15 protein-coding genes are annotated in these 17,184 nt (G+C 70.2%); 9 read left to right on the forward strand and 6 right to left on the reverse strand.

Annotated features, from left to right (window positions below):
* Nucleotides 1-161 precede the first annotated feature (161 nt).
* Together G9272_RS13815 and G9272_RS13820 are read left to right on the forward strand one after the other, a co-directional pair.
* The gene (locus G9272_RS13815; protein ID WP_171396861.1) at nt 162-608 is read left to right on the forward strand and encodes a VOC family protein; all 447 of its coding nucleotides are present in this window, start codon (nt 162-164) and stop codon (nt 606-608) included.
* 215 nt (nt 609-823) lie between these two features.
* Nucleotides 824-2,065, forward strand: a complete 1,242-nt coding sequence (locus tag G9272_RS13820) for a hypothetical protein (protein ID WP_159051357.1) — start codon at nt 824-826, stop codon at nt 2,063-2,065.
* A 147-nt stretch (nt 2,066-2,212) separates the two neighbouring features.
* On the opposite strand, the gene G9272_RS13825 is transcribed toward G9272_RS13820, so the two are convergent.
* Nucleotides 2,213-3,574: a glutamine synthetase family protein gene (locus G9272_RS13825; protein ID WP_171396862.1), complete on the reverse strand. Its 1,362-nt coding sequence runs from the start codon at nt 3,572-3,574 to the stop codon at nt 2,213-2,215.
* Between the two features lie 333 nt (nt 3,575-3,907).
* Here G9272_RS13825 and G9272_RS13830 point away from each other — a divergent pair, with 333 nt between their 5' ends.
* Nucleotides 3,908-5,149 (forward strand): globin domain-containing protein, encoded by a 1,242-nt coding sequence (locus G9272_RS13830; RefSeq protein WP_171396863.1) that lies wholly within the window; start codon nt 3,908-3,910, stop codon nt 5,147-5,149.
* A gap of 43 nt (nt 5,150-5,192) precedes the next feature.
* On the opposite strand, the gene G9272_RS13835 is transcribed toward G9272_RS13830, so the two are convergent.
* Nucleotides 5,193-6,536, reverse strand: coding sequence for an eCIS core domain-containing protein (locus G9272_RS13835; protein ID WP_171396864.1), 1,344 nt, complete (start codon nt 6,534-6,536; stop codon nt 5,193-5,195).
* A 161-nt stretch (nt 6,537-6,697) separates the two neighbouring features.
* Nucleotides 6,698-7,948, reverse strand: a complete 1,251-nt coding sequence (locus G9272_RS13840; RefSeq protein ID WP_171396865.1) for a PucR family transcriptional regulator — start codon at nt 7,946-7,948, stop codon at nt 6,698-6,700.
* Nucleotides 7,949-8,341: 393 nt separating this feature from the next.
* On the opposite strand from G9272_RS13840, the gene G9272_RS13845 reads away from it, so the two are divergent.
* Nucleotides 8,342-9,172 carry a DUF4394 domain-containing protein gene (locus G9272_RS13845; RefSeq protein ID WP_171401972.1) on the forward strand — a complete coding sequence of 277 codons (831 nt, stop codon included), beginning with the start codon at nt 8,342-8,344 and terminating at the stop codon, nt 9,170-9,172.
* A gap of 109 nt (nt 9,173-9,281) precedes the next feature.
* On the opposite strand, the gene G9272_RS13850 is transcribed toward G9272_RS13845, so the two are convergent.
* Nucleotides 9,282-9,548, reverse strand: a complete 267-nt coding sequence (locus tag G9272_RS13850; RefSeq protein ID WP_171396866.1) for a DUF6959 family protein — start codon at nt 9,546-9,548, stop codon at nt 9,282-9,284.
* Nucleotides 9,549-9,939: 391 nt separating this feature from the next.
* Nucleotides 9,940-10,383: an RrF2 family transcriptional regulator gene (locus G9272_RS13855; RefSeq protein WP_171396867.1), complete on the reverse strand. Its 444-nt coding sequence runs from the start codon at nt 10,381-10,383 to the stop codon at nt 9,940-9,942.
* A 185-nt stretch (nt 10,384-10,568) separates the two neighbouring features.
* Between G9272_RS13855 and G9272_RS13860 the strand changes: the two genes are divergently transcribed.
* The 5 genes from G9272_RS13860 to cpt all read left to right on the forward strand — a co-directional run bounded on the left by G9272_RS13860 (nt 10,569) and on the right by cpt (nt 16,432).
* On the forward strand, nt 10,569-11,237 hold the full coding sequence (locus tag G9272_RS13860) for a DUF3105 domain-containing protein (protein ID WP_171396868.1): 669 nt from the start codon (nt 10,569-10,571) through the stop codon (nt 11,235-11,237).
* Nucleotides 11,238-11,248: 11 nt separating this feature from the next.
* Nucleotides 11,249-11,848, forward strand: a complete 600-nt coding sequence (locus G9272_RS13865) for a DUF305 domain-containing protein (RefSeq protein WP_171396869.1) — start codon at nt 11,249-11,251, stop codon at nt 11,846-11,848.
* Between the two features lie 186 nt (nt 11,849-12,034).
* The gene (locus G9272_RS13870) at nt 12,035-13,975 is read left to right on the forward strand and encodes a S53 family peptidase (RefSeq protein WP_171396870.1); all 1,941 of its coding nucleotides are present in this window, start codon (nt 12,035-12,037) and stop codon (nt 13,973-13,975) included.
* Between the two features lie 104 nt (nt 13,976-14,079).
* Nucleotides 14,080-15,834 (forward strand): NAD+ synthase, encoded by a 1,755-nt coding sequence (locus tag G9272_RS13875; RefSeq protein ID WP_171396871.1) that lies wholly within the window; start codon nt 14,080-14,082, stop codon nt 15,832-15,834.
* 64 nt (nt 15,835-15,898) lie between these two features.
* Nucleotides 15,899-16,432 (forward strand): chloramphenicol phosphotransferase CPT, encoded by a 534-nt coding sequence (gene cpt, locus G9272_RS13880; RefSeq protein ID WP_171396872.1) that lies wholly within the window; start codon nt 15,899-15,901, stop codon nt 16,430-16,432.
* A 40-nt stretch (nt 16,433-16,472) separates the two neighbouring features.
* Here cpt and G9272_RS13885 read toward each other — a convergent pair whose 3' ends face one another.
* Nucleotides 16,473-17,081, reverse strand: a complete 609-nt coding sequence (locus G9272_RS13885; protein WP_171396873.1) for a DJ-1/PfpI family protein — start codon at nt 17,079-17,081, stop codon at nt 16,473-16,475.
* Nucleotides 17,082-17,184: the final 103 nt, after the last annotated feature.

Below are 17,184 nucleotides of genomic sequence, written 5' to 3' on the forward strand. Positions count from 1 at the left end.
CGCACCTGAGCGTAACCCGCGCCTTTCGGTGGCGCCCCGGCCCGGTTTCGGGTTCTGTGGTACCTCGGGTCCTGCGGAGCTTCGGGTTCTGCGCGGGTTCTGCGGGACTTCGGTTGGGTGCAGAGCGACGGCCGCGACAATGGAGTCAAGGGAGTCAAGCCATGGACATGACCCTAGAAGTGATCCTGCTGCCGGTGTCCGACGTGGACCGGGCCAAGGAGTTCTACCGCGACAAGGTCGGCTTCCACGTCGACCTCGACGGCGAGGTCATGGAGGGCGTACGCATCGTCCAGCTCACCCCGCCCGGCTCCGGCTGTTCGATCGCCCTGGTCGACGGCCTCCAGGTCCCGACGGGAACCCCGCAGCCGGGCACCTACCACGGCATGCAGCTCTGCGTGACGGACGCGAAGGCCGCGTACGAGGAACTGACCGCCCGCGGCCTGGACGTCACCGAACCCCAGCAGTTCGCACCGCAGGACGGAGCGACCTTCATGTACTTCAAGGACCCCGACGGCAACGGCTGGGCGATCCAGGAGTACCGCCGCCGCGAAACGGAACCCCTCCACCAGGTCCTGGCGAAACTGTCGGCGGGGCAGGCCGAGAAGTAACCGGCAGCCACGGCGCCCGGGCCGACGCACACCCGGCAACGGCCGCGACGTGGCTGCCCGAGCGGCCCCCGCCCACTCGCGCGCCAAGCGGGGGCCCGCTCACCGATCGTGATCGTTTTCGACAGAACAAATAGATTCGTGACCAATTTCGAACAGAAATTCAGTCACCGTTTATCACTTGGCAAGAGGTATTGGCATGTGACTAAAATTACCGCATGGTCACCTTGGGGGAGGCAGGTCGTTCGGCGACCAGCACCTATCGCGGAATGCGCGCCATCCAGCGCATGGTACATCTGCGGGCGATTCTGACAGACATTCGATACAGGGCCGTTGTCGAGGCGATTCATCCGGGACAAAGAAGGGATGAACCGACGCCTCCGGAAGTCGCACAATCCGCCAGAATCCTTTGCGACGAACTCGATCACACTCCGGTACCCGGCGAAAGAACCCGCGGCATCGTACGGGCCACCACGCGTGCGACGCGCGAGCACGTAGTACTGGGCATTCGCTTTCCGGAGTGGCGCCACGGCACGAACGCAACATTCCTGAACCGATGCACCCTATGGGCGACGAAGGCCGCGGTCGGCGAGAAGGGTGCCGAGGCCCTCGACATGATCGGTCTGGAACGCACTCCCCGACGGGAAGCGCTGTTCGGGGCCAGGTTCGCCGCTGCCGTCCAGGGACTGCTACTGGAACCCCGCGGGATGTCGGAAGGCCAGGAAGCCGTCCGTGTCGACCTGGCCAACGAGATCCAGCACGGCATCTCGGACGAGGCCCGCCTAGCCCGGTACCGCCTCATGCAGGACGGGGTCAACGCCTTCGCCGCAGGCCTCGGAACCTTCGTCACCAGCTATCTGGGATTCAGCCAGCCCATTCAGGACGCTCTGGAATTCGGTGGCGCCAGCTTCGCGGTGGCCGCCGGTGTCGGAGTGGCTCGCCAGTTGGGCATCCAGTTCCTCGGCGAAAAACAGATCGAGGCGCGCAGACAGGCCAAGTACTGGCTTTTCTCTCTACAAGCCTGGATGGTCGGCTACGTCGTATGGGGGCGGGACGCGGTAGGCGCCGGTGAATACCAGGGACTCGACCAGCTCGTCTACATCGCACGCGCGCTCGGCGAAAAGAAGGCGGAAATCCCAGACCTGCCTCGGGACCAGGAGATCCAGGAAGATCTCGCACTGCTGATCGACAACTCCGAGAGAGCGGCGGACGGGGAGTTGACCTCAGCCCTCATGCGCCTCCAGGGAGTGCTCCGCTGGCGCAGCGAACAGTTGGGGCCCGCCATCGGCAATCTGGTGGCCCTGGTGCAGAGCATTCCCGAATCCGGTGAAGACCCTCACGCGCCTGTCTCCCTGCCGAACGGCGGCGCGGGGCCTCCCCTGCTGCCCGGAGCCCGGACGAACCCGGACCCGGATCCGGTGCGGGAACCCGGAGCGGGCAGGGGCGGACCCGGTCAGTGACCTGTCGGCGCCAGATCGGTACGGGTCCCGTCGGTACAGGCCCCCGACGCCAGGGGCGGCCTCCCTGTGGAGACCGCCCCCGTCCCGACGGTCACATCACCGTCGGCCCTTGCGCATCCCGAGGCGAGCAGCCCCGCAGGTCGTTCCCTACAGCACCGGCAGGTTCTTCCGCAGCTCGAACGCGGTGACCTCGCTGCGGTACTCCTCCCACTCCGCCTTCTTGTTGCGCAGGAAGAAGTCGAAGACGTGTTCGCCGAGGGTTTCGGCGACGAGGTCGCTGCGCTCCATCAGGCTCAGGGCCTCACCGAGGTTCTGCGGGAGGGGCTCGATGCCCATCGCGCGGCGCTCGGCGTCGGACAGGGCCCAGACGTCGTCCTCGGCGCCCGGCGGAAGCTCGTAGCCCTCCTCGACGCCCTTGAGGCCGGCGGCGAGGAGCATGGCGTACGCCAGGTACGGGTTGGTGCCGGAGTCGAGGGAGCGGACCTCGATGCGCGCGGAGCCCGTCTTGCCGGGCTTGTACATCGGCACGCGGACCAGCGCGGAGCGGTTGTTGTGGCCCCAGCAGATGTACGACGGCGCCTCGCCGCCCGCGCCGGCCGTGCGCTCGGAGCCGCCCCAGATGCGCTTGTAGGAGTTGACCCACTGGTTGGTGACGGCGGCGATCTCGGCGGCGTGCTTCAGCAGACCGGCGATGAAGGACCGGCCGACCTTGGAGAGCTGGTACTCCGCGCCCGACTCGTAGAACGCGTTGCGGTCGCCCTCGAAAAGGGAGAGGTGCGTGTGCATGCCGCTGCCGGGGTGCTCAGAGAACGGCTTCGGCATGAAGGTCGCGTGGACCCCCTGCTCCAGCGCGACCTGCTTCATGACCAGGCGGAACGTCATGATGTTGTCGGCCGTGGAGAGCGCGTCGGCGTAGCGCAGGTCGATCTCCTGCTGGCCGGGGGCGCCCTCGTGGTGCGAGAACTCGACCGAGATGCCCATCGACTCCAGCATGGTGATCGCCTGGCGGCGGAAGTCCATGCCCACGTTCTGCGGGGTGTGGTCGAAGTAGCCGGAGTTGTCGGCCGGGGTCGGCCGGGAGCCGTCGGTCGGCTTGTTCTTCAGCAGGAAGAACTCGATCTCGGGGTGGGTGTAGAAGGTGAAGCCGAGGTCGGAGGCGCGCGCCAGGGCGCGCTTCAGCACGTACCTCGGGTCGGCGAAGGACGGGGAGCCGTCCGGCATGAGGATGTCGCAGAACATCCGGGCGGTACCGGGGGCCTCCGCACGCCAGGGCAGTACCTGGAAGGTGGACGGATCCGGCTTGGCGATCATGTCGGACTCGTAGACCCGGGCGAAGCCCTCGATCGCGGAGCCGTCGAAGCCGATGCCCTCGTCGAAGGCCTGTTCCAGCTCGGCCGGGGCCACGGCGACGGACTTGAGGAAGCCCAGCACGTCCGTGAACCACAGCCGTACGAACCGGATGTCGCGCTCCTCCAACGTCCGGAGCACGAACTCCTGCTGCTTGTCCATCTTCCGCTTCCCCATCCTTGCTGGTCAGGCCGCCTGTTTCCCGTCCCACGGAGAGGCGGTCGGGCACCCGAGCATCACACCACAACACCATTTCATGCGCGTTGCCGACCATGATCGCCTCGGCGACCCGGGCCTGAACGCCTCACGTCCGGCAGATGTACTGCCTCACGTCCGGCGGGTGTACTGCTCTGCTGACCATCTTGCCTGCTCGCACCGACATCCGTAATGCCCCACCCCCCTCCGTCCCTCCTCGCCCATTTAATTTGCATCTCAGATGCAAGTTTAACTAGCGTGCCGGACAGCAGAACACCGAGTGAGCTTTGAGGAGCCCCGATGCTGTCCGAACAGTCCACTGCCACCGTCCGCGCCACCCTCCCCGCCGTGGGCGCGGCCATCGGTGAGATCACCGAGCGCTTCTACGCCGGCCTCTTCGCGGCGCATCCGGACCTCCTCCGCGACCTGTTCAACCGCGGCAACCAGGCGGCCGGCACCCAGCGCCAGGCCCTGGCCGGGTCCATAGCCGCCTTCGCCACCCGTCTCGTCGAGCCCGCGCCGGACCACCCGCGGGACCACGACCACGTCGAGAGCCGCCCGCAGGACCGCCCACAGGACCGCCCCGACGCGATGCTCACCCGCATCGCCCACAAGCACGCCTCCCTCGGCATCGCGCCCGAGCAGTACAAGGTCGTCCACGAGCACCTCTTCGCCGCCATCGCCGACGTCCTGGGCGAGGCGGTCACCCCCGAGGTCGCGGCGGCCTGGGACGAGGTCTACTGGCTGATGGCGAACGCGCTGATCGCGATCGAGCGCCGCCTGTACGAGGAGAGCGGGGGCGCCGCGTGGCGCGAGTGGGAGGTCGTGGAACGCGTCCGGGAGACCGAGGACGTCGTCACCTTCGGCCTGCGCCCGGTCGACGGCGCCCCGGTACGGGACTTCCGCGCGGGCCAGTACGTGTCCGTCCGCGCCCAACTGTCCGACGGCGCCCGCCAGATACGGCAGTACAGCCTCTCCGGCGCGCCGGGGGCCGACGTACGCCGGATCAGCGTCAAGCGGGTGCCCGGCGGGGCGACGACACCGGAGGGCGAGGTCTCGAACCACCTCCACGCGTGCGTGCGTGAGGGCAGCGTGCTGGAGCTCTCCGAGCCGTACGGCGACCTCGTCCTCGACGACGCCGTGGGCACCCCGCTGCTCCTCGCCTCGGCCGGTATCGGCGTCACCCCGATCGTGGCGATGCTGGCCCACCTCGCCGCCACCGGCCACGATGCGCCGGTCACGGTCGTCCACGCCGACCGCTCCCCCGCGGACCACGCGCTGCGCACGGACCACGAGGCGTACGCGGCGAAGCTGCCGGACGCGTCCGTGCACCTCTGGTACGAGCGGGAGGCCCCGGCACACGCCCGGACGGGCCTGGCCGACCTCGCGGACGTCCCCGTCGCGCCGGGCACGCGCGCGTACCTGTGCGGTCCACTGCCGTTCATGCGGGCGGTGCGGGCGCAGCTGATCGAGAAGGGGGTCGCCCCGGCGGACGTGCACTACGAGGTGTTCGGCCCGGACCTGTGGCTGGCACGGGCCTGAGCCAGGAGAGCGGTAGCCGGCAGCCGGCTACCGGACGGTGTCCCTATAGGGCGGGCCGGATCACGACCGTCGTGGCGCTGACCCCGTGGTAGTACATCTCGTCGGCGGTCCAGAAGCCGTGGAAGGAGTTCGCCCCTCCGTTGACGGTGTACATCCGGGAGGCGGCGGGCTCCAGCCTCTCCGTTGCGCCCGCGAACGCCTCCAGGGTGACGCAGTCGTCGCCGTCCCTGGCGACCACGGCGGCGGCGTGGAACTGGCTCATCTCCCGGTCCCCCGGCTTCAGCGCGACGATCACGAAGGCCTGGCCCACCCCGGGATCGGCCGCCTCGTTCCGGGCGCGGACGAACTCCTTGGCCATCCGGCGGTTGGTCCCGTCGCTCGGAGCACCGAAGTGCTCCGCCCGCTCGCCGTGCTTCTTGCTGTACGTGTCGATCAGGCTGGCGTCGGTGCCGTGTTCCAGGTCGCGGACCCGGTTGTTGATGATCTCCTCGGCCACATGGAGGCACTGGTTGAGGACCTTGCCGCCCAGCGAGTAGCGGTGGTAGGTGGCGTCGCCGATCTGTGTCTGCTTGCCCTCGTCCACCAGAGCGGGCGAGATGGTGCCCAGCGCGTCCTCCCGCACCCAGATGTAGGGACGGCCGTTGGAGATGGCGAACGCGCCGGAGTTCGAGATGCGCAGCGTGCCCAGCTTCGGCACGGCCACGTCGGCGAACCGCTGCACGGACCCCGTCGCGGATTGCGTACGGACAGCGGCCTCACCGGTCCCCTGCCGTGCCCCGGTGTCCGGCGCCGGTCCGGCGAGGACCCGACGGGCGTTCTCCTCCGCGGCCCGCTCGAAGCGGTCGGAGGGGTCGCTGACGCTCAGCCCGTCGGCGGTGGCGGTGCCCGCGACCGGCCCCTGCCGCTGCTGGATGACGTGCGTCAGCTCATGGGCGAGCGTGTGCTTGTCGCCGCCGCCGGGGCCGATCACCACATGACTGCCGGAGGTGTAGGCACGGGCCCCGATGCCGACGGCCGAGGCGCGGGCGGCCGAGTCGTCGTGCACGCGGACGTCGGAGAAGTCCGCGCCCAGACGCGCCTCCATCTCCGCCCGGACCGGCTCCGCGAGTGGCCGTCCGGCCCCGCCCAGAACACCGTGCACGGCCGAACGCTGGACCGCCGCCATCTCGTCGGCGCAGGTACCGCCCGCCGGATCGTGCCGGTGCCCCGCGTGGTCGGCGTCGCGGAGCAGCTGCACCACCGCGGAGTTGCCGGCGGACCGCTGGAGGGCGAGCAGCGCGCCCGGACCGGCGGTCGCGGCGGGAGCCCGCTGCGCGGAAACGGGTACCGGCGGTCGGCGGGTGCCGGTGCGCTCGGACGTCGCGCCGACGGTGTCTCGGGCGTGCATACGGAAACTCCCAGGGCGACGGCGATCTCGACACTCCCTGCCTACGCGTCCGCCCGCACCCGACGCCAGGTACGCGCGGGCAGAACCCGGGTGCACGAAGCGGTGCCCGAAGGGGCACGCACGACACCCGGCCCGCCCTCGCCGTACTCGCCCGGTTCAGCTCAGCCCCACGCGCGCGACAGGCTCCGCGTGACGACCGAGCTGAGGACCCGCACGCCGTGCGTCGATCCCGGGTCGATGCCGGTGAGCTCCCGCACCCGGCGAAGGCGGTAGTCCAGGGTGCGCGGGTGGACGTTGAGGGCGGTCGCCGCGGAGCCGCGGTTCATGTCGTGGCGGTAGTAGGCGTCGAGGGTGACGAGCAGGTCCGGGCCAGGCCGCAGGCTCCGGGCCACCGTGCGGAGCCATTCGTCGACGAACGGCACGTCCGCGACCGTGAGTTCGACGAAGACGTCCGCGAGGGTGTGCGGCCGCAGCCGCGTCGACGCCCGCCGCAGCGGGGCCGCCCTGCTGATCCGCCGGGCCCGGTCGAGGGCGCCGGAGAGCTCGGACAGCGGTACGGCGGCGGTACTGCCGGCGGCGCAGGGGCGGCCGAGAGCCTGGGCGAAGTCCTGCAAGAGATCCGGTACGAGATCCGGGACCAGGTCGGGCCCCGGGGCGGGCGCGGCGTGCAGCCGTGCGGCGCCGGCGGCACCGGGAACCAGGACGATCAGCTCACCACCCCCGCCCCCGCCTCCACCTCCGCCAACTCGCTCCGGGCACCAGGTGGCCGGCACCCCGTACCTCTTCACCAGCGCCTCGATCTCGTTCTCCAGGTCGCGATCGCCGGCGGGGCGGTCCGGCACCCGGATCACCGTCACCGCGTAGTGGTCGGCCAGTTCCATGCCCGCGACCAGGGCGAGCTCCTCCGCGGCGGGGTCCTCCGCCAGCAACGACCGTGCCAGTAGGGCGGCTTGTTCGACGTAGGGCACCTGACGCCGCATCACCGTCACGAAGCCCTCGCGGTAGGCGCCGATGCCGCGCTCGCCCTGCGGGGCGAACCAGCTCATGATCCGCATGAGTTCCTCGACATGGCCGCCGCGCTGGGCTTCCGTCGCCTCGTTGATCTCGCGCAGCATGAGCGCGGTGTGTACGCGCAGCACCCGCTGCCGCGACTCCAGCGACATCCCCGACCCGGCGCGTGACGCACCCATCGACGTGATGTAGCCGAGATCGTCCTCGGTCAACATGTCGTTCTCCGGGGCAAGTTCGACCGTGCGGCGCCTGAACCACACCGCGTACTCCAGCGTCTCGGCCCTGGCCCGGGAGTTCACGTCGAGGGACCCGAGCTCCGGAATCTCGCGCACATAAGTCTCCACCTCGCGACGCGCGTTGGCCGTCGCCTGCCGGGCCAGCTCGCCGAAGAGACTCCCCATGGGCGTGAGCATGCCATCGCGGCCGTGAGCGTCGACAGATGAAAACCGGACGGGCGTTTATCAATCCGGGTGAATTGATGAAGGATGTGCCGACGTCGCGTTTGTCACCCTGCGCAAAGTTCCTGAATCAGGGCGTACTTGTCGCCGGAACCGCTTGTGAGGCCGCTGCGGCCTGGGCTTAATGGGAACCGCGCAGCCATCCACGGGGCGCATTCCCTCGCTGTTCAGCGACGCACAGGACGCCCTATGGCGCTGCCATTCCACTGCCATTCCACGCCATTCCACGCCATTCCGCTCCGCTCCGCTGCGGCGCGAGCAAATGACGTTCTTTCGAACGGGAGGAAGACAACAGTGAGAACAGGGACCAGAAAGAGATTGGCGGCGACGGTCGCCATGATCTCCGCGGCGACCGCGCTCATGGTCGGCGCGCCCGGCTCCGGCTCCGCCGCCACCGCCGTCCCCAGCCTGAGGGCCTTCGGGATCACCGGGGACGGCACGCTGATGGCCACGTTCACCACCGACAAGCCGCAGGTGCTCGACTGGGTCCGGCTCGTCACCGGGCTCAGCGGGGACACCAAACTGCTCGGGATCGACCACCGGGTGCAGAACGGCCTCCTGTACGGCCTCGGTGACAAGGGCGGCATCTACACGATCAAGACCCCGCCGGCCACCACCGACGTCGTCGTCACCAAGGTCTCGCAGCTCCAGGTCGCGCTCTACGGCACGACCTTCGACATCGACTTCAACCCGGCGGCCGACCGGCTCCGGGTGATCAGCGACTACGGCCAGAACCTGCGGCACAACCTCAATGACCACACCACGGCCGCCGACACCGCCCTGAACATCCCGCCGGCCACCACGGCGGTGCAGGGCGTGACCGCCGCCGGGTACACCAACAACGACCTGGTCGGGTCCACCGGGACGACCCTGATCGACATCGACACGCTCAACGACCAGGTCGTCATCCAGTCGCCGCCCAACGAGGGCAACCTCGTCACGACCGGCCTGCTCGGCTTCGACGCCGGCCTCAACGCGGGCCTGGACATCTTCAGCTACCTGACCAACGGCAAGACGACCTCGTACGCCGCCTTCGCCACGCTCACGCCGTACGGCGCGAGCACGCCGTCGCTCTACGGCGTCGACATTCTCACCGGCGACACGACGGCCATCGGCCAGTTCCCCCTGAACATCACGGACCTGGCCATCACCATCTCCGGGACCTGAGCCCGCCCGGACGGCCCGTCCTCGCCGCGGCCCGGCTGCTCCCGGACCGCGGCGAGTCCGGGATCGCGTCGGTCGGGGAACGGCCGGGGCGCGGCGAGGACGGGCCGGCTCAGTACGGCCGCGGTATCTCGTGCTCGTCCAGCGCGGCGCCGTAGCGCTCCAGCATGGCGTCGAGGCCGGCCAGGAGAAGCCCGGCGGCGTCGCGGGCGTCGCCCAGGTCACCGCGGTCGCACGCCTCCACCAGCTCGGCCATGTCGGTGCGGAGGATGTGCAGGGAGTCGCCCTGCACCAGAACCCCGGGGAAGCGTCGGCCGGGCAGGCGGACTACGGCGTTGTTGCCGCCGGCGGTGAACAGCTCTGCTTCGATGCGTTCCATCGGGCCATCCAATCCGGCCCGGCGATGTGGCTACAAGCGCATTGCCAGGGGGGAAGCGTGAAGGATGGGGCAGGCGAGGCCCGGGAACCGTCGCTGACGTGGGGTGAAGACACTGCCCCCTCCGATGCGCGGGCCGACGGCCGGGGGATCTTCGCCCTCGGCGTCGTCGCCGTCCAGCTGCCCTGGACACCGTCCACGGACGCCCCGGAACCGTACGCGGCCGCCCGGCCGGGCGAGGCGGCGGGCATACGACGGCGATCCGCGCGGCAGCCGAGGCGCCCCGCCCTCGTCGCCGACCCACGCGGCACGGGCCCCCACGGCACCGGCGTGAGCAACGCCGACCCACGCGGCACGGACCCGCGCGACGCCGACCCACGCGACGTCGGTGGAATCAGGCGAACCTCGAGATCCCCAGCAGCAGCGGCCCTGTCGGTTCCGCCACGATGTCCGCGACCGTGATGGGGTCCAGGGACGCGAAGAACGCCTCCTGGGCCCGGCGCAGGGCGCCGCGCAGCCGGCAGGCCGAGGCCAGCGGGCAGGGGGTGGCGCCCTCGCAGTCGACGACGTCGCCGTCGCCCTCGAAGGCGCGGACCACCGTACCGACGGACGCCGCGCGACCCCGGTCGGTGAGGGCCAGGCCGCCGCCCCTGCCTCGACGGGCCTCCAGCAGGCCCATGTGCTGGAGCTCGGCCACGACCTTGGCCGCGTGGGTGTAGGGGACCTCCATGGCGGCCGCCACGTCACGGGTCGTGGGGGTGGCCTCCGGGGTGTCGCCCGCCACCGCGAGTCGCATGAGGACGCGCAGTGCCAGGTCGGTGGATCGCAACAGCCGCATGGGAGGAAGCGTAGATAATGCGCATCTACCATTCAAATTATCCGCCCGCTTGGCTGTGAGCGTCACCCCTCTCTTGGCTGTGACCTGTCTACGCCTTTCCCCATCTCCCCCATTACGATCAGCGGACTCGAACACCCCGACCGTCCCGCCCCCGTCCCGCCCCTTTTCCCAGAAGGACAGGCCTCATGGGTTCCGCCAACAAGACCGGCAGCGCGGCGCGCAAGGCGCGCATAGAGGAGATGCGGCGGACCGAGCAGGTCCGGGAGCGGCGAAACCGGTTTCTCGTGATCGGCGGCAGTGTCGTCGCCGTGGTCGCGCTGGTCGCCGGTGGTGTGTTCGTCGTGAAGTCGCAGTCCGGCGACGACAAGGACACCGCCGCCGACGGCAAGGCGGCCTCGGGTCACTTCGTCACCGGTGCGGACGGGGTCAAGACGTGGAAGGGCACGCTCGGGCGTACCCACGTCACCAAGACCGTGAAGTACCCGACCGAGCCGCCCGTCGGCGGGGACCACAACCAGGTCTGGATGAACTGCAACGGCGACGTCTACACCAAGGCCGTCGACAACATGAACGCCGTGCACTCGCTCGAGCACGGCGCGGTCTGGGTGACGTACAACGGCAAGGCGAGCAAGGCCGACGTCGACGCCCTCGCCGCCAAGGTCAAGAAGACGCCCTACACGCTCATGAGCCCGGACGACGCCCAGGCGGACCCGATCATGCTCACCGCGTGGGGCAACCAGCGCACGGTGACGAGTGCGAGCGACCCGAACCTGGACAAGTTCTTCGAGAAGTTCGTGCAGGGCGAGCAGACGCCCGAGCCGGGCGCCGCCTGCACGGGTGGTCTGTCGCAGTGAGGTACGCGGGAGTGGCGGTGGCCGTGGCCGGAGTGCTCGTCGCCGCCGGGGCCATCACCTACTCCGTCGCCGAGGACGGTGCGGCGGGCACCGCACCGCCCGCCGCCGACTCCGCCGACGCCGGGTTCGCCCGGGACATGGCGGTGCACCACCAGCAGGCCGTCGAGATGTCGTACATCGTGCGGGACCGGACGGCCGACGAGGACGTCCGGCGGCTCGCCTACGACATCGCGCAGACGCAGGCCAACCAGCGCGGCATGCTGCTCGGGTGGCTGGATCTCTGGGGCCTGCCGAAGGTGTCGTCCGACGGGCCCATGTCCTGGATGGGCATGGGCGGCATGGGTGACGGCGAGGACGGCGCGCTCATGCCCGGCATGGCCACCGACACCGAGTTGACGAAGCTCGGCACGCTCAACGGCAAGCAGGCCGAGATCTTCTACCTCCAGCTCATGACCGACCACCACAAGGGCGGCATCCACATGGCCGAGGGGTGTGTCGCCAAGTGCTCGGTCGGGGTGGAGAAGCGGCTCGCGCAGGGCATGGTCGAGGCGCAGCAGTCGGAGATCGACCTGATGACGGACATGCTGAAAGCTCGCGGGGCCAAGCCGTAGCCGATCCCCTCGGCCCGATCCATAGGGTTTCCCCTCGATTTCACGGACGTATCCGTCAAATCAGCCCAGCAAGCGGTCACTTGGGCGCTTCTTGGTGTTCGCATTCCCCTGGCATGAACGGTTCATCGCAAGAGTGGCCAGCACGTCGAGTGATCCACTCGCGTCGAACCACATACAGGGGGTCCTATGAGATCCAACCGCGCCGCGCTGCGCGCCGGAGCGAGCATGGCAGCGACACTGCCCATGATCGCCGGCGCGCTGGCGCTCGGCATACCCGCCGCGCACGCGGCGGACAGCCCGACCCGTGACACGCTGGCCGGGACCAAGCCCGCGTGGGCCACGACCAAGGCGGACAAGGGCTCGACCTCGGACAGCGCCCAGGTCTCCGCCCGCGTCTACCTCGCGGGACGTGACGCCACCGGCCTCGCCGCGTACGCGAAGGCCGTGTCCGACCCCGCCTCGCCCGTCTACGGCAAGTACCTCTCCGCCCAGCAGTCCCAGGCCCGCTTCGGCGCGACCGAGGCCCAGGTGGCCGCGGTCAGGTCGTGGCTGACGGCGGCCGGTCTGAAGGTCACCGGCACGACCCGGCACTATGTGTCGGTCAGCGGCGATGTGGCCGCCGTCGAGAAGGCGTTCGGCACCCAGCTGCACAACTACACCAAGGGCAGCCGGACTTACCGCGCGCCGTCGAAGTCGGCCTCGGCTCCCGCGAGCCTGGACGGCGCCGTCCTGACCGTCACCGGCCTGGACAACGCACCGCACAAGGCCGCGTCCAAGGACCAACTCCCGCCGCCGGACGCGGTGTTCAAGAACTCCGGGCCGTTCTCCTCGTACTACGGCTCCAACACCGCGAGCACCCTCCCCTCGGCGTACGGCAAGAAGATCCCGTACGCCGTGCAGGGGTACACCGGCAAGCAGCTGCGGGCCGCGTACGGCGCGGGCGGCTACACCGGCAAGGGGGTGCGCATCGCCATCACCGACGCGTACGCCTCGCCGACGATCGCCTACGACGCGGCCACCTACGCGAAGGCGCACGGCGACGCGCGCTGGAAGACCGGGCAGCTGACCCAGGTCCTGCCGTCGGACTACACCCGGACCGAGGAGTGCGGGGCGGCCGGCTGGTACGGCGAGGAGACCCTCGACGTCGAGGCCGTGCACGCGGTCGCACCGGCCGCGAACGTCACGTACGTGGGCGCCGCGTCCTGCTACGACGACGATCTGCTCGACTCGCTCAGCAAGATCGTCGACAACCACCTGGCCGACATCGTCTCCAACTCGTGGGGCGACATCGAGGCCAACCAGACGCCGGACCTCGCGGCCGCCTACGACCAGGTCTTCCAGTTCGGCGCGGTCGAGGGAATCGGTTTCTACTTCTCCTCCGGCGACAACGGCGACGAGGTCGCCAACACCGGCACGAAGCAGGTCGACACCCCGGCCAACTCGGCGTGGGTGACGGCGGTCGGCGGTACCTCGCTGGCGGTCGGCAAGAACGACAAGTACCTGTGGGAGACCGGCTGGGGCACCGACAAGGCCTCGCTGTCGGCCGACGGCAAGAGCTGGACGGACTTCCCGGGCGCGTACACCTCGGGGGCGGGCGGCGGCACGAGCAGGACGGTCGCCGAGCCGTACTACCAGAAGGGTGTCGTCCCGAAGGCGCTCGCCACGGCCAACAGCGCCGCCGGCAACCGCGTCGTCCCGGACATCTCGGCGATCGCCGACCCGAACACCGGCTTCAGGGTCGGCCAGACCCAGACCTTCCCGGACGGGACCGAGCAGTACAGCGAGTACCGCATCGGCGGCACCTCGCTGGCCGCGCCGGTCATCGCGGCCGTGCAGGCCCTGGGCCAGGAGGCGCGCGGCGGCAAGGCGATCGGCTTCGCCAACCCGACGATCTACTCCAAGTACGGCTCGCGGGTCTACCACGACGTCACGGACAACCCGACCGGGTCCGGGCTCGCGGTCGCGCGTGTCGACTTCGCCAACAGCTACGACGCGGCGGACGGGCTGCTGACCTCCGTCCGCAGCCTCGGCAAGGACAGCTCGCTGTCCGCCGTGAAGGGCTACGACGACGTCACCGGCGTGGGTACGCCCGCAAACGGTTACGTGGAGTCGTACCGCCGGCGCTGAGCAGGTCGTCCGCGTGCCGTGCACACGTCGGACGCGGAGGGGGCGTGGGGTATCCGACACCCCGCGCCCCCCATCGCGTCGCATTGACGATTACACTGATGCGCGTGCCTCAACTTCGTCTCGCTCTGAACCAGATCGACTCGCGCGTCGGCGACCTCGTCGGCAACACCGAAACGATCCTCCGCTGGACCCGGCACTCCGCCGAGCAGGGAGCGCATCTCGTGGCGTTCCCGGAGATGTCGCTGACCGGGTATCCCGTCGAGGACCTCGCCCTGCGCTCCTCCTTCGTCGAGGCCTCCCGCACGGCCCTGCGTGAGCTCGCCGTCCGCCTCGCCGACGAGGGCTTCGGCGAACTGCCGGTGGTCGTCGGCTACCTCGACCGGTCCGAGGGCGGCCGGCCGAAGTTCGGCCGCCCGGCCGGCTCGCCGCGCAACGCTGCGGCGGTGCTGCACGGCGGCGAGGTGATCCTGACCTTCGCCAAGCACCACCTGCCGAACTACGGCGTCTTCGACGAGTTCCGCTACTTCGTGCCGGGCGACACCCTGCCGGTGCTGCGGGTGCGTGGCGTCGACGTGGCCCTCGCGATCTGCGAGGACCTCTGGCAGGACGGCGGCCGGGTCCCCGCGGCGCGCTCCGCCGAGGCCGGTCTGCTGCTCTCCATCAACGCCTCCCCCTACGAGCGCGACAAGGACGACACCCGTCTGGAGCTGGTCCGCAAGCGGGCCCAGGAGGCCGGCTGCACCACCGCCTACCTCGCGATGATCGGCGGGCAGGACGAGCTGGTCTTCGACGGCGACTCGATCGTCGTCGACCGCGACGGCGAGGTCGTGGCGCGGGCGCCGCAGTTCTCCGAAGGGTGTGTGGTCCTGGACCTCGACCTGCCGGCGGCCTCCACCGACGCGCCGACGGGTGTCGTGGACGACGGTCTGCGCATCGACCGCGTCGTGGTGTCGCAGGACCCCGTCCCGGCGTACGAGCCCGAGCTGAGCGGCGGGTACGCGGAGCGACTTGACGACGCCGAGGAGATCTACTCGGCACTGGTCGTGGGCCTGCGCGCGTACGTCGCGAAGAACGGCTTCCGGTCGGTGCTCATCGGGCTGTCGGGCGGTATCGACTCGGCGCTCGTCGCGGCGATCGCGTGCGACGCGGTGGGCGCGCAGAACGTGTACGGCGTGTCGATGCCGTCGAAGTACTCCTCCGAGCACTCGAAGGGCGACGCGGCGGAGCTGGCGCGCCGGACGGGCCTGAACTTCCGCACGGTCCCGATCGAGCCGATGTTCGACGCGTACATGGGCTCGCTCGGTCTGACGGGTCTCGCGGAGGAGAACCTCCAGTCGCGGCTGCGCGGAACCCTGCTGATGGCCGTCTCCAACCAGGAGGGCCATATCGTCCTCGCCCCCGGCAACAAGTCGGAGCTGGCGGTCGGCTACTCGACCCTGTACGGCGACTCGGTCGGCGCGTACGGCCCCATCAAGGACGTCTACAAGACGTGGATCTTCCGGCTCGCGGAGTGGCGCAACCGCGCCGCGGCGGAGCGGGGCCAGACCCCGCCGATCCCCGAGAACTCGATCACCAAGCCGCCGAGCGCGGAGCTGCGCCCCGGCCAGGTCGACACCGACTCGCTCCCGGACTACCCCGTCCTGGACGCGATCCTCGAGCTGTACGTCGACCGGGACCAGGGCGCGGACGCGATCGTCGCGGCGGGCTACGACCGTGAGCTGGTCGTCAAGACCCTCCGCATGGTGGACACCGCCGAGTACAAGCGGCGCCAGTACCCGCCGGGCACGAAGATCTCGGCGAAGGGCTTCGGCAAGGACCGCCGCCTGCCGATCACGAACGGCTGGCGCGAGTCGGTCTGACGGCCGCCCCCCGGGCTCCGAAATACGTTTCGGCCGGGGTGCGCGGCGCCCCTACTGTGGCGCGGTGACAACTCAGGTGAACGTGCTGAACGGCGGCTCCAGCTCGGGCAAGTCCGGGATCGTCCGGTGTCTCCAGGCGGTCCTGCCGGATCCGTGGCTCGCCGTCGGGGTCGACTCGCTGCTCGAAGCCATGCCCGCGTCCCTGCGGACCTCGGACGCGGGCATCGAGTTCGCCGCGGACGGCGGGGTGAGCGTCGGGCCGGAGTTCCGGACGCTCCAGACCGCGTGGCAGGAAGGGGTCGCCGCGACGGTCCGCGCGGGCGCCCGGGTCATCGTCGACGATGTCTTCCTCGGCGGAGCCGCGTCCCAGCAGGAGTGGCGGAAAGTCCTCGGCGGACTGGACGTGCTCTGGGTGGGCGTCAGATGCGAGAGCGCGGTCGCCGCGGGCCGCGAGCTCGCCCGCGGCGACCGGGTCCCGGGCATGGCCGCGTCCCAGGCGGACCTGGTCCACCAGGGCGTGCTCTACGACCTGGAGGTGGACACCACCCACACCGAGTCCCTGGACTGCGCGCGGGCCGTCGCCGCCCGGACCGGGTGACCGACGGCGCCGGATCCGGCCGCAGGCCGATCGCCCGGCGTCAGCGCAGGGCGGCCTCGCCCGCGCGTACGGCACGCAGGGCGCGGTCGACCGTCTCCTGGTTCTCGCCGACCGGAGCCACGTAGTCGAGGACATCGTGCGCGGCGTCCTCGCCGAGCGTTCGCGTGATCACCCACGTGGCGAGATACTGCGACGCCAGGCAGCCGCCCGCCGTGGCGATGTTCCCCTCGGCGTGGAACGGCGCGTCCAGCACGGTGACGCCGCAGGCTTCGACGAAGGGCCGGCTCCTGCTGTCCGTGCAGGCCGGCATGTCACCCAGCAACCCGAGCCGGGCGAGCACCAGCGCGCCGGAGCACTGCGCGCCGATCAGCTGTCGCGAAGGGTCGAGCGGCAGCCTGGAGATCAGCCGCTCGTCGGCGACCACATCCCGTGTCTTCACCCCGCTGCCGATCAGCACGACGTCGGCCTCGGCCACGAACTCCATCGGGCGCTGCCCGCTCACCTCGACGCCGTTCATCGACGTGACCACCGGCGTCGGCGTCGTGACGAAGGCCTCCAAGCCGTCCTTGCGGCACCGGTTGATCAGTGCGGATGCGATGAAGCTGTCGAGCTCGTTGAATCCGTCGAAGGTGACCACGGCTACCTGCATCGCAACTCCTCCACGCCCGGCGACAGACCGCCAGTCTTCCGGGCACGCCGTAACCGGTCGAGAGCCAATCAGCGGCTGGTGGCATGCCTGCCGACGTTCCCGG

This window comes from Streptomyces asoensis, assembly GCF_013085465.1.
In the GTDB taxonomy this organism is placed as follows: domain Bacteria; phylum Actinomycetota; class Actinomycetes; order Streptomycetales; family Streptomycetaceae; genus Streptomyces; species Streptomyces cacaoi_A.

What these genes read in the sequence shown, in the direction of transcription:
- G9272_RS13815 (WP_171396861.1), top strand. Translation starts at nt 162, where the DNA reads ATGGACATGACCCTAGAAGTGATCCTGCTGCCGGTGTCCGACGTGGAC.
- G9272_RS13820 (WP_159051357.1), top strand. Translation starts at nt 824, where the DNA reads ATGGTCACCTTGGGGGAGGCAGGTCGTTCGGCGACCAGCACCTATCGC.
- G9272_RS13825 (WP_171396862.1), bottom strand. Translation starts at nt 3,574, where the DNA reads ATGGACAAGCAGCAGGAGTTCGTGCTCCGGACGTTGGAGGAGCGCGAC.
- G9272_RS13830 (WP_171396863.1), top strand. Translation starts at nt 3,908, where the DNA reads ATGCTGTCCGAACAGTCCACTGCCACCGTCCGCGCCACCCTCCCCGCC.
- G9272_RS13835 (WP_171396864.1), bottom strand. Translation starts at nt 6,536, where the DNA reads ATGCACGCCCGAGACACCGTCGGCGCGACGTCCGAGCGCACCGGCACC.
- G9272_RS13840 (WP_171396865.1), bottom strand. Translation starts at nt 7,948, where the DNA reads ATGGGGAGTCTCTTCGGCGAGCTGGCCCGGCAGGCGACGGCCAACGCG.
- G9272_RS13845 (WP_171401972.1), top strand. Translation starts at nt 8,342, where the DNA reads ATGATCTCCGCGGCGACCGCGCTCATGGTCGGCGCGCCCGGCTCCGGC.
- G9272_RS13850 (WP_171396866.1), bottom strand. Translation starts at nt 9,548, where the DNA reads ATGGAACGCATCGAAGCAGAGCTGTTCACCGCCGGCGGCAACAACGCC.
- G9272_RS13855 (WP_171396867.1), bottom strand. Translation starts at nt 10,383, where the DNA reads ATGCGGCTGTTGCGATCCACCGACCTGGCACTGCGCGTCCTCATGCGA.
- G9272_RS13860 (WP_171396868.1), top strand. Translation starts at nt 10,569, where the DNA reads ATGGGTTCCGCCAACAAGACCGGCAGCGCGGCGCGCAAGGCGCGCATA.
- G9272_RS13870 (WP_171396870.1), top strand. Translation starts at nt 12,035, where the DNA reads ATGAGATCCAACCGCGCCGCGCTGCGCGCCGGAGCGAGCATGGCAGCG.
- G9272_RS13885 (WP_171396873.1), bottom strand. Translation starts at nt 17,081, where the DNA reads ATGCAGGTAGCCGTGGTCACCTTCGACGGATTCAACGAGCTCGACAGC.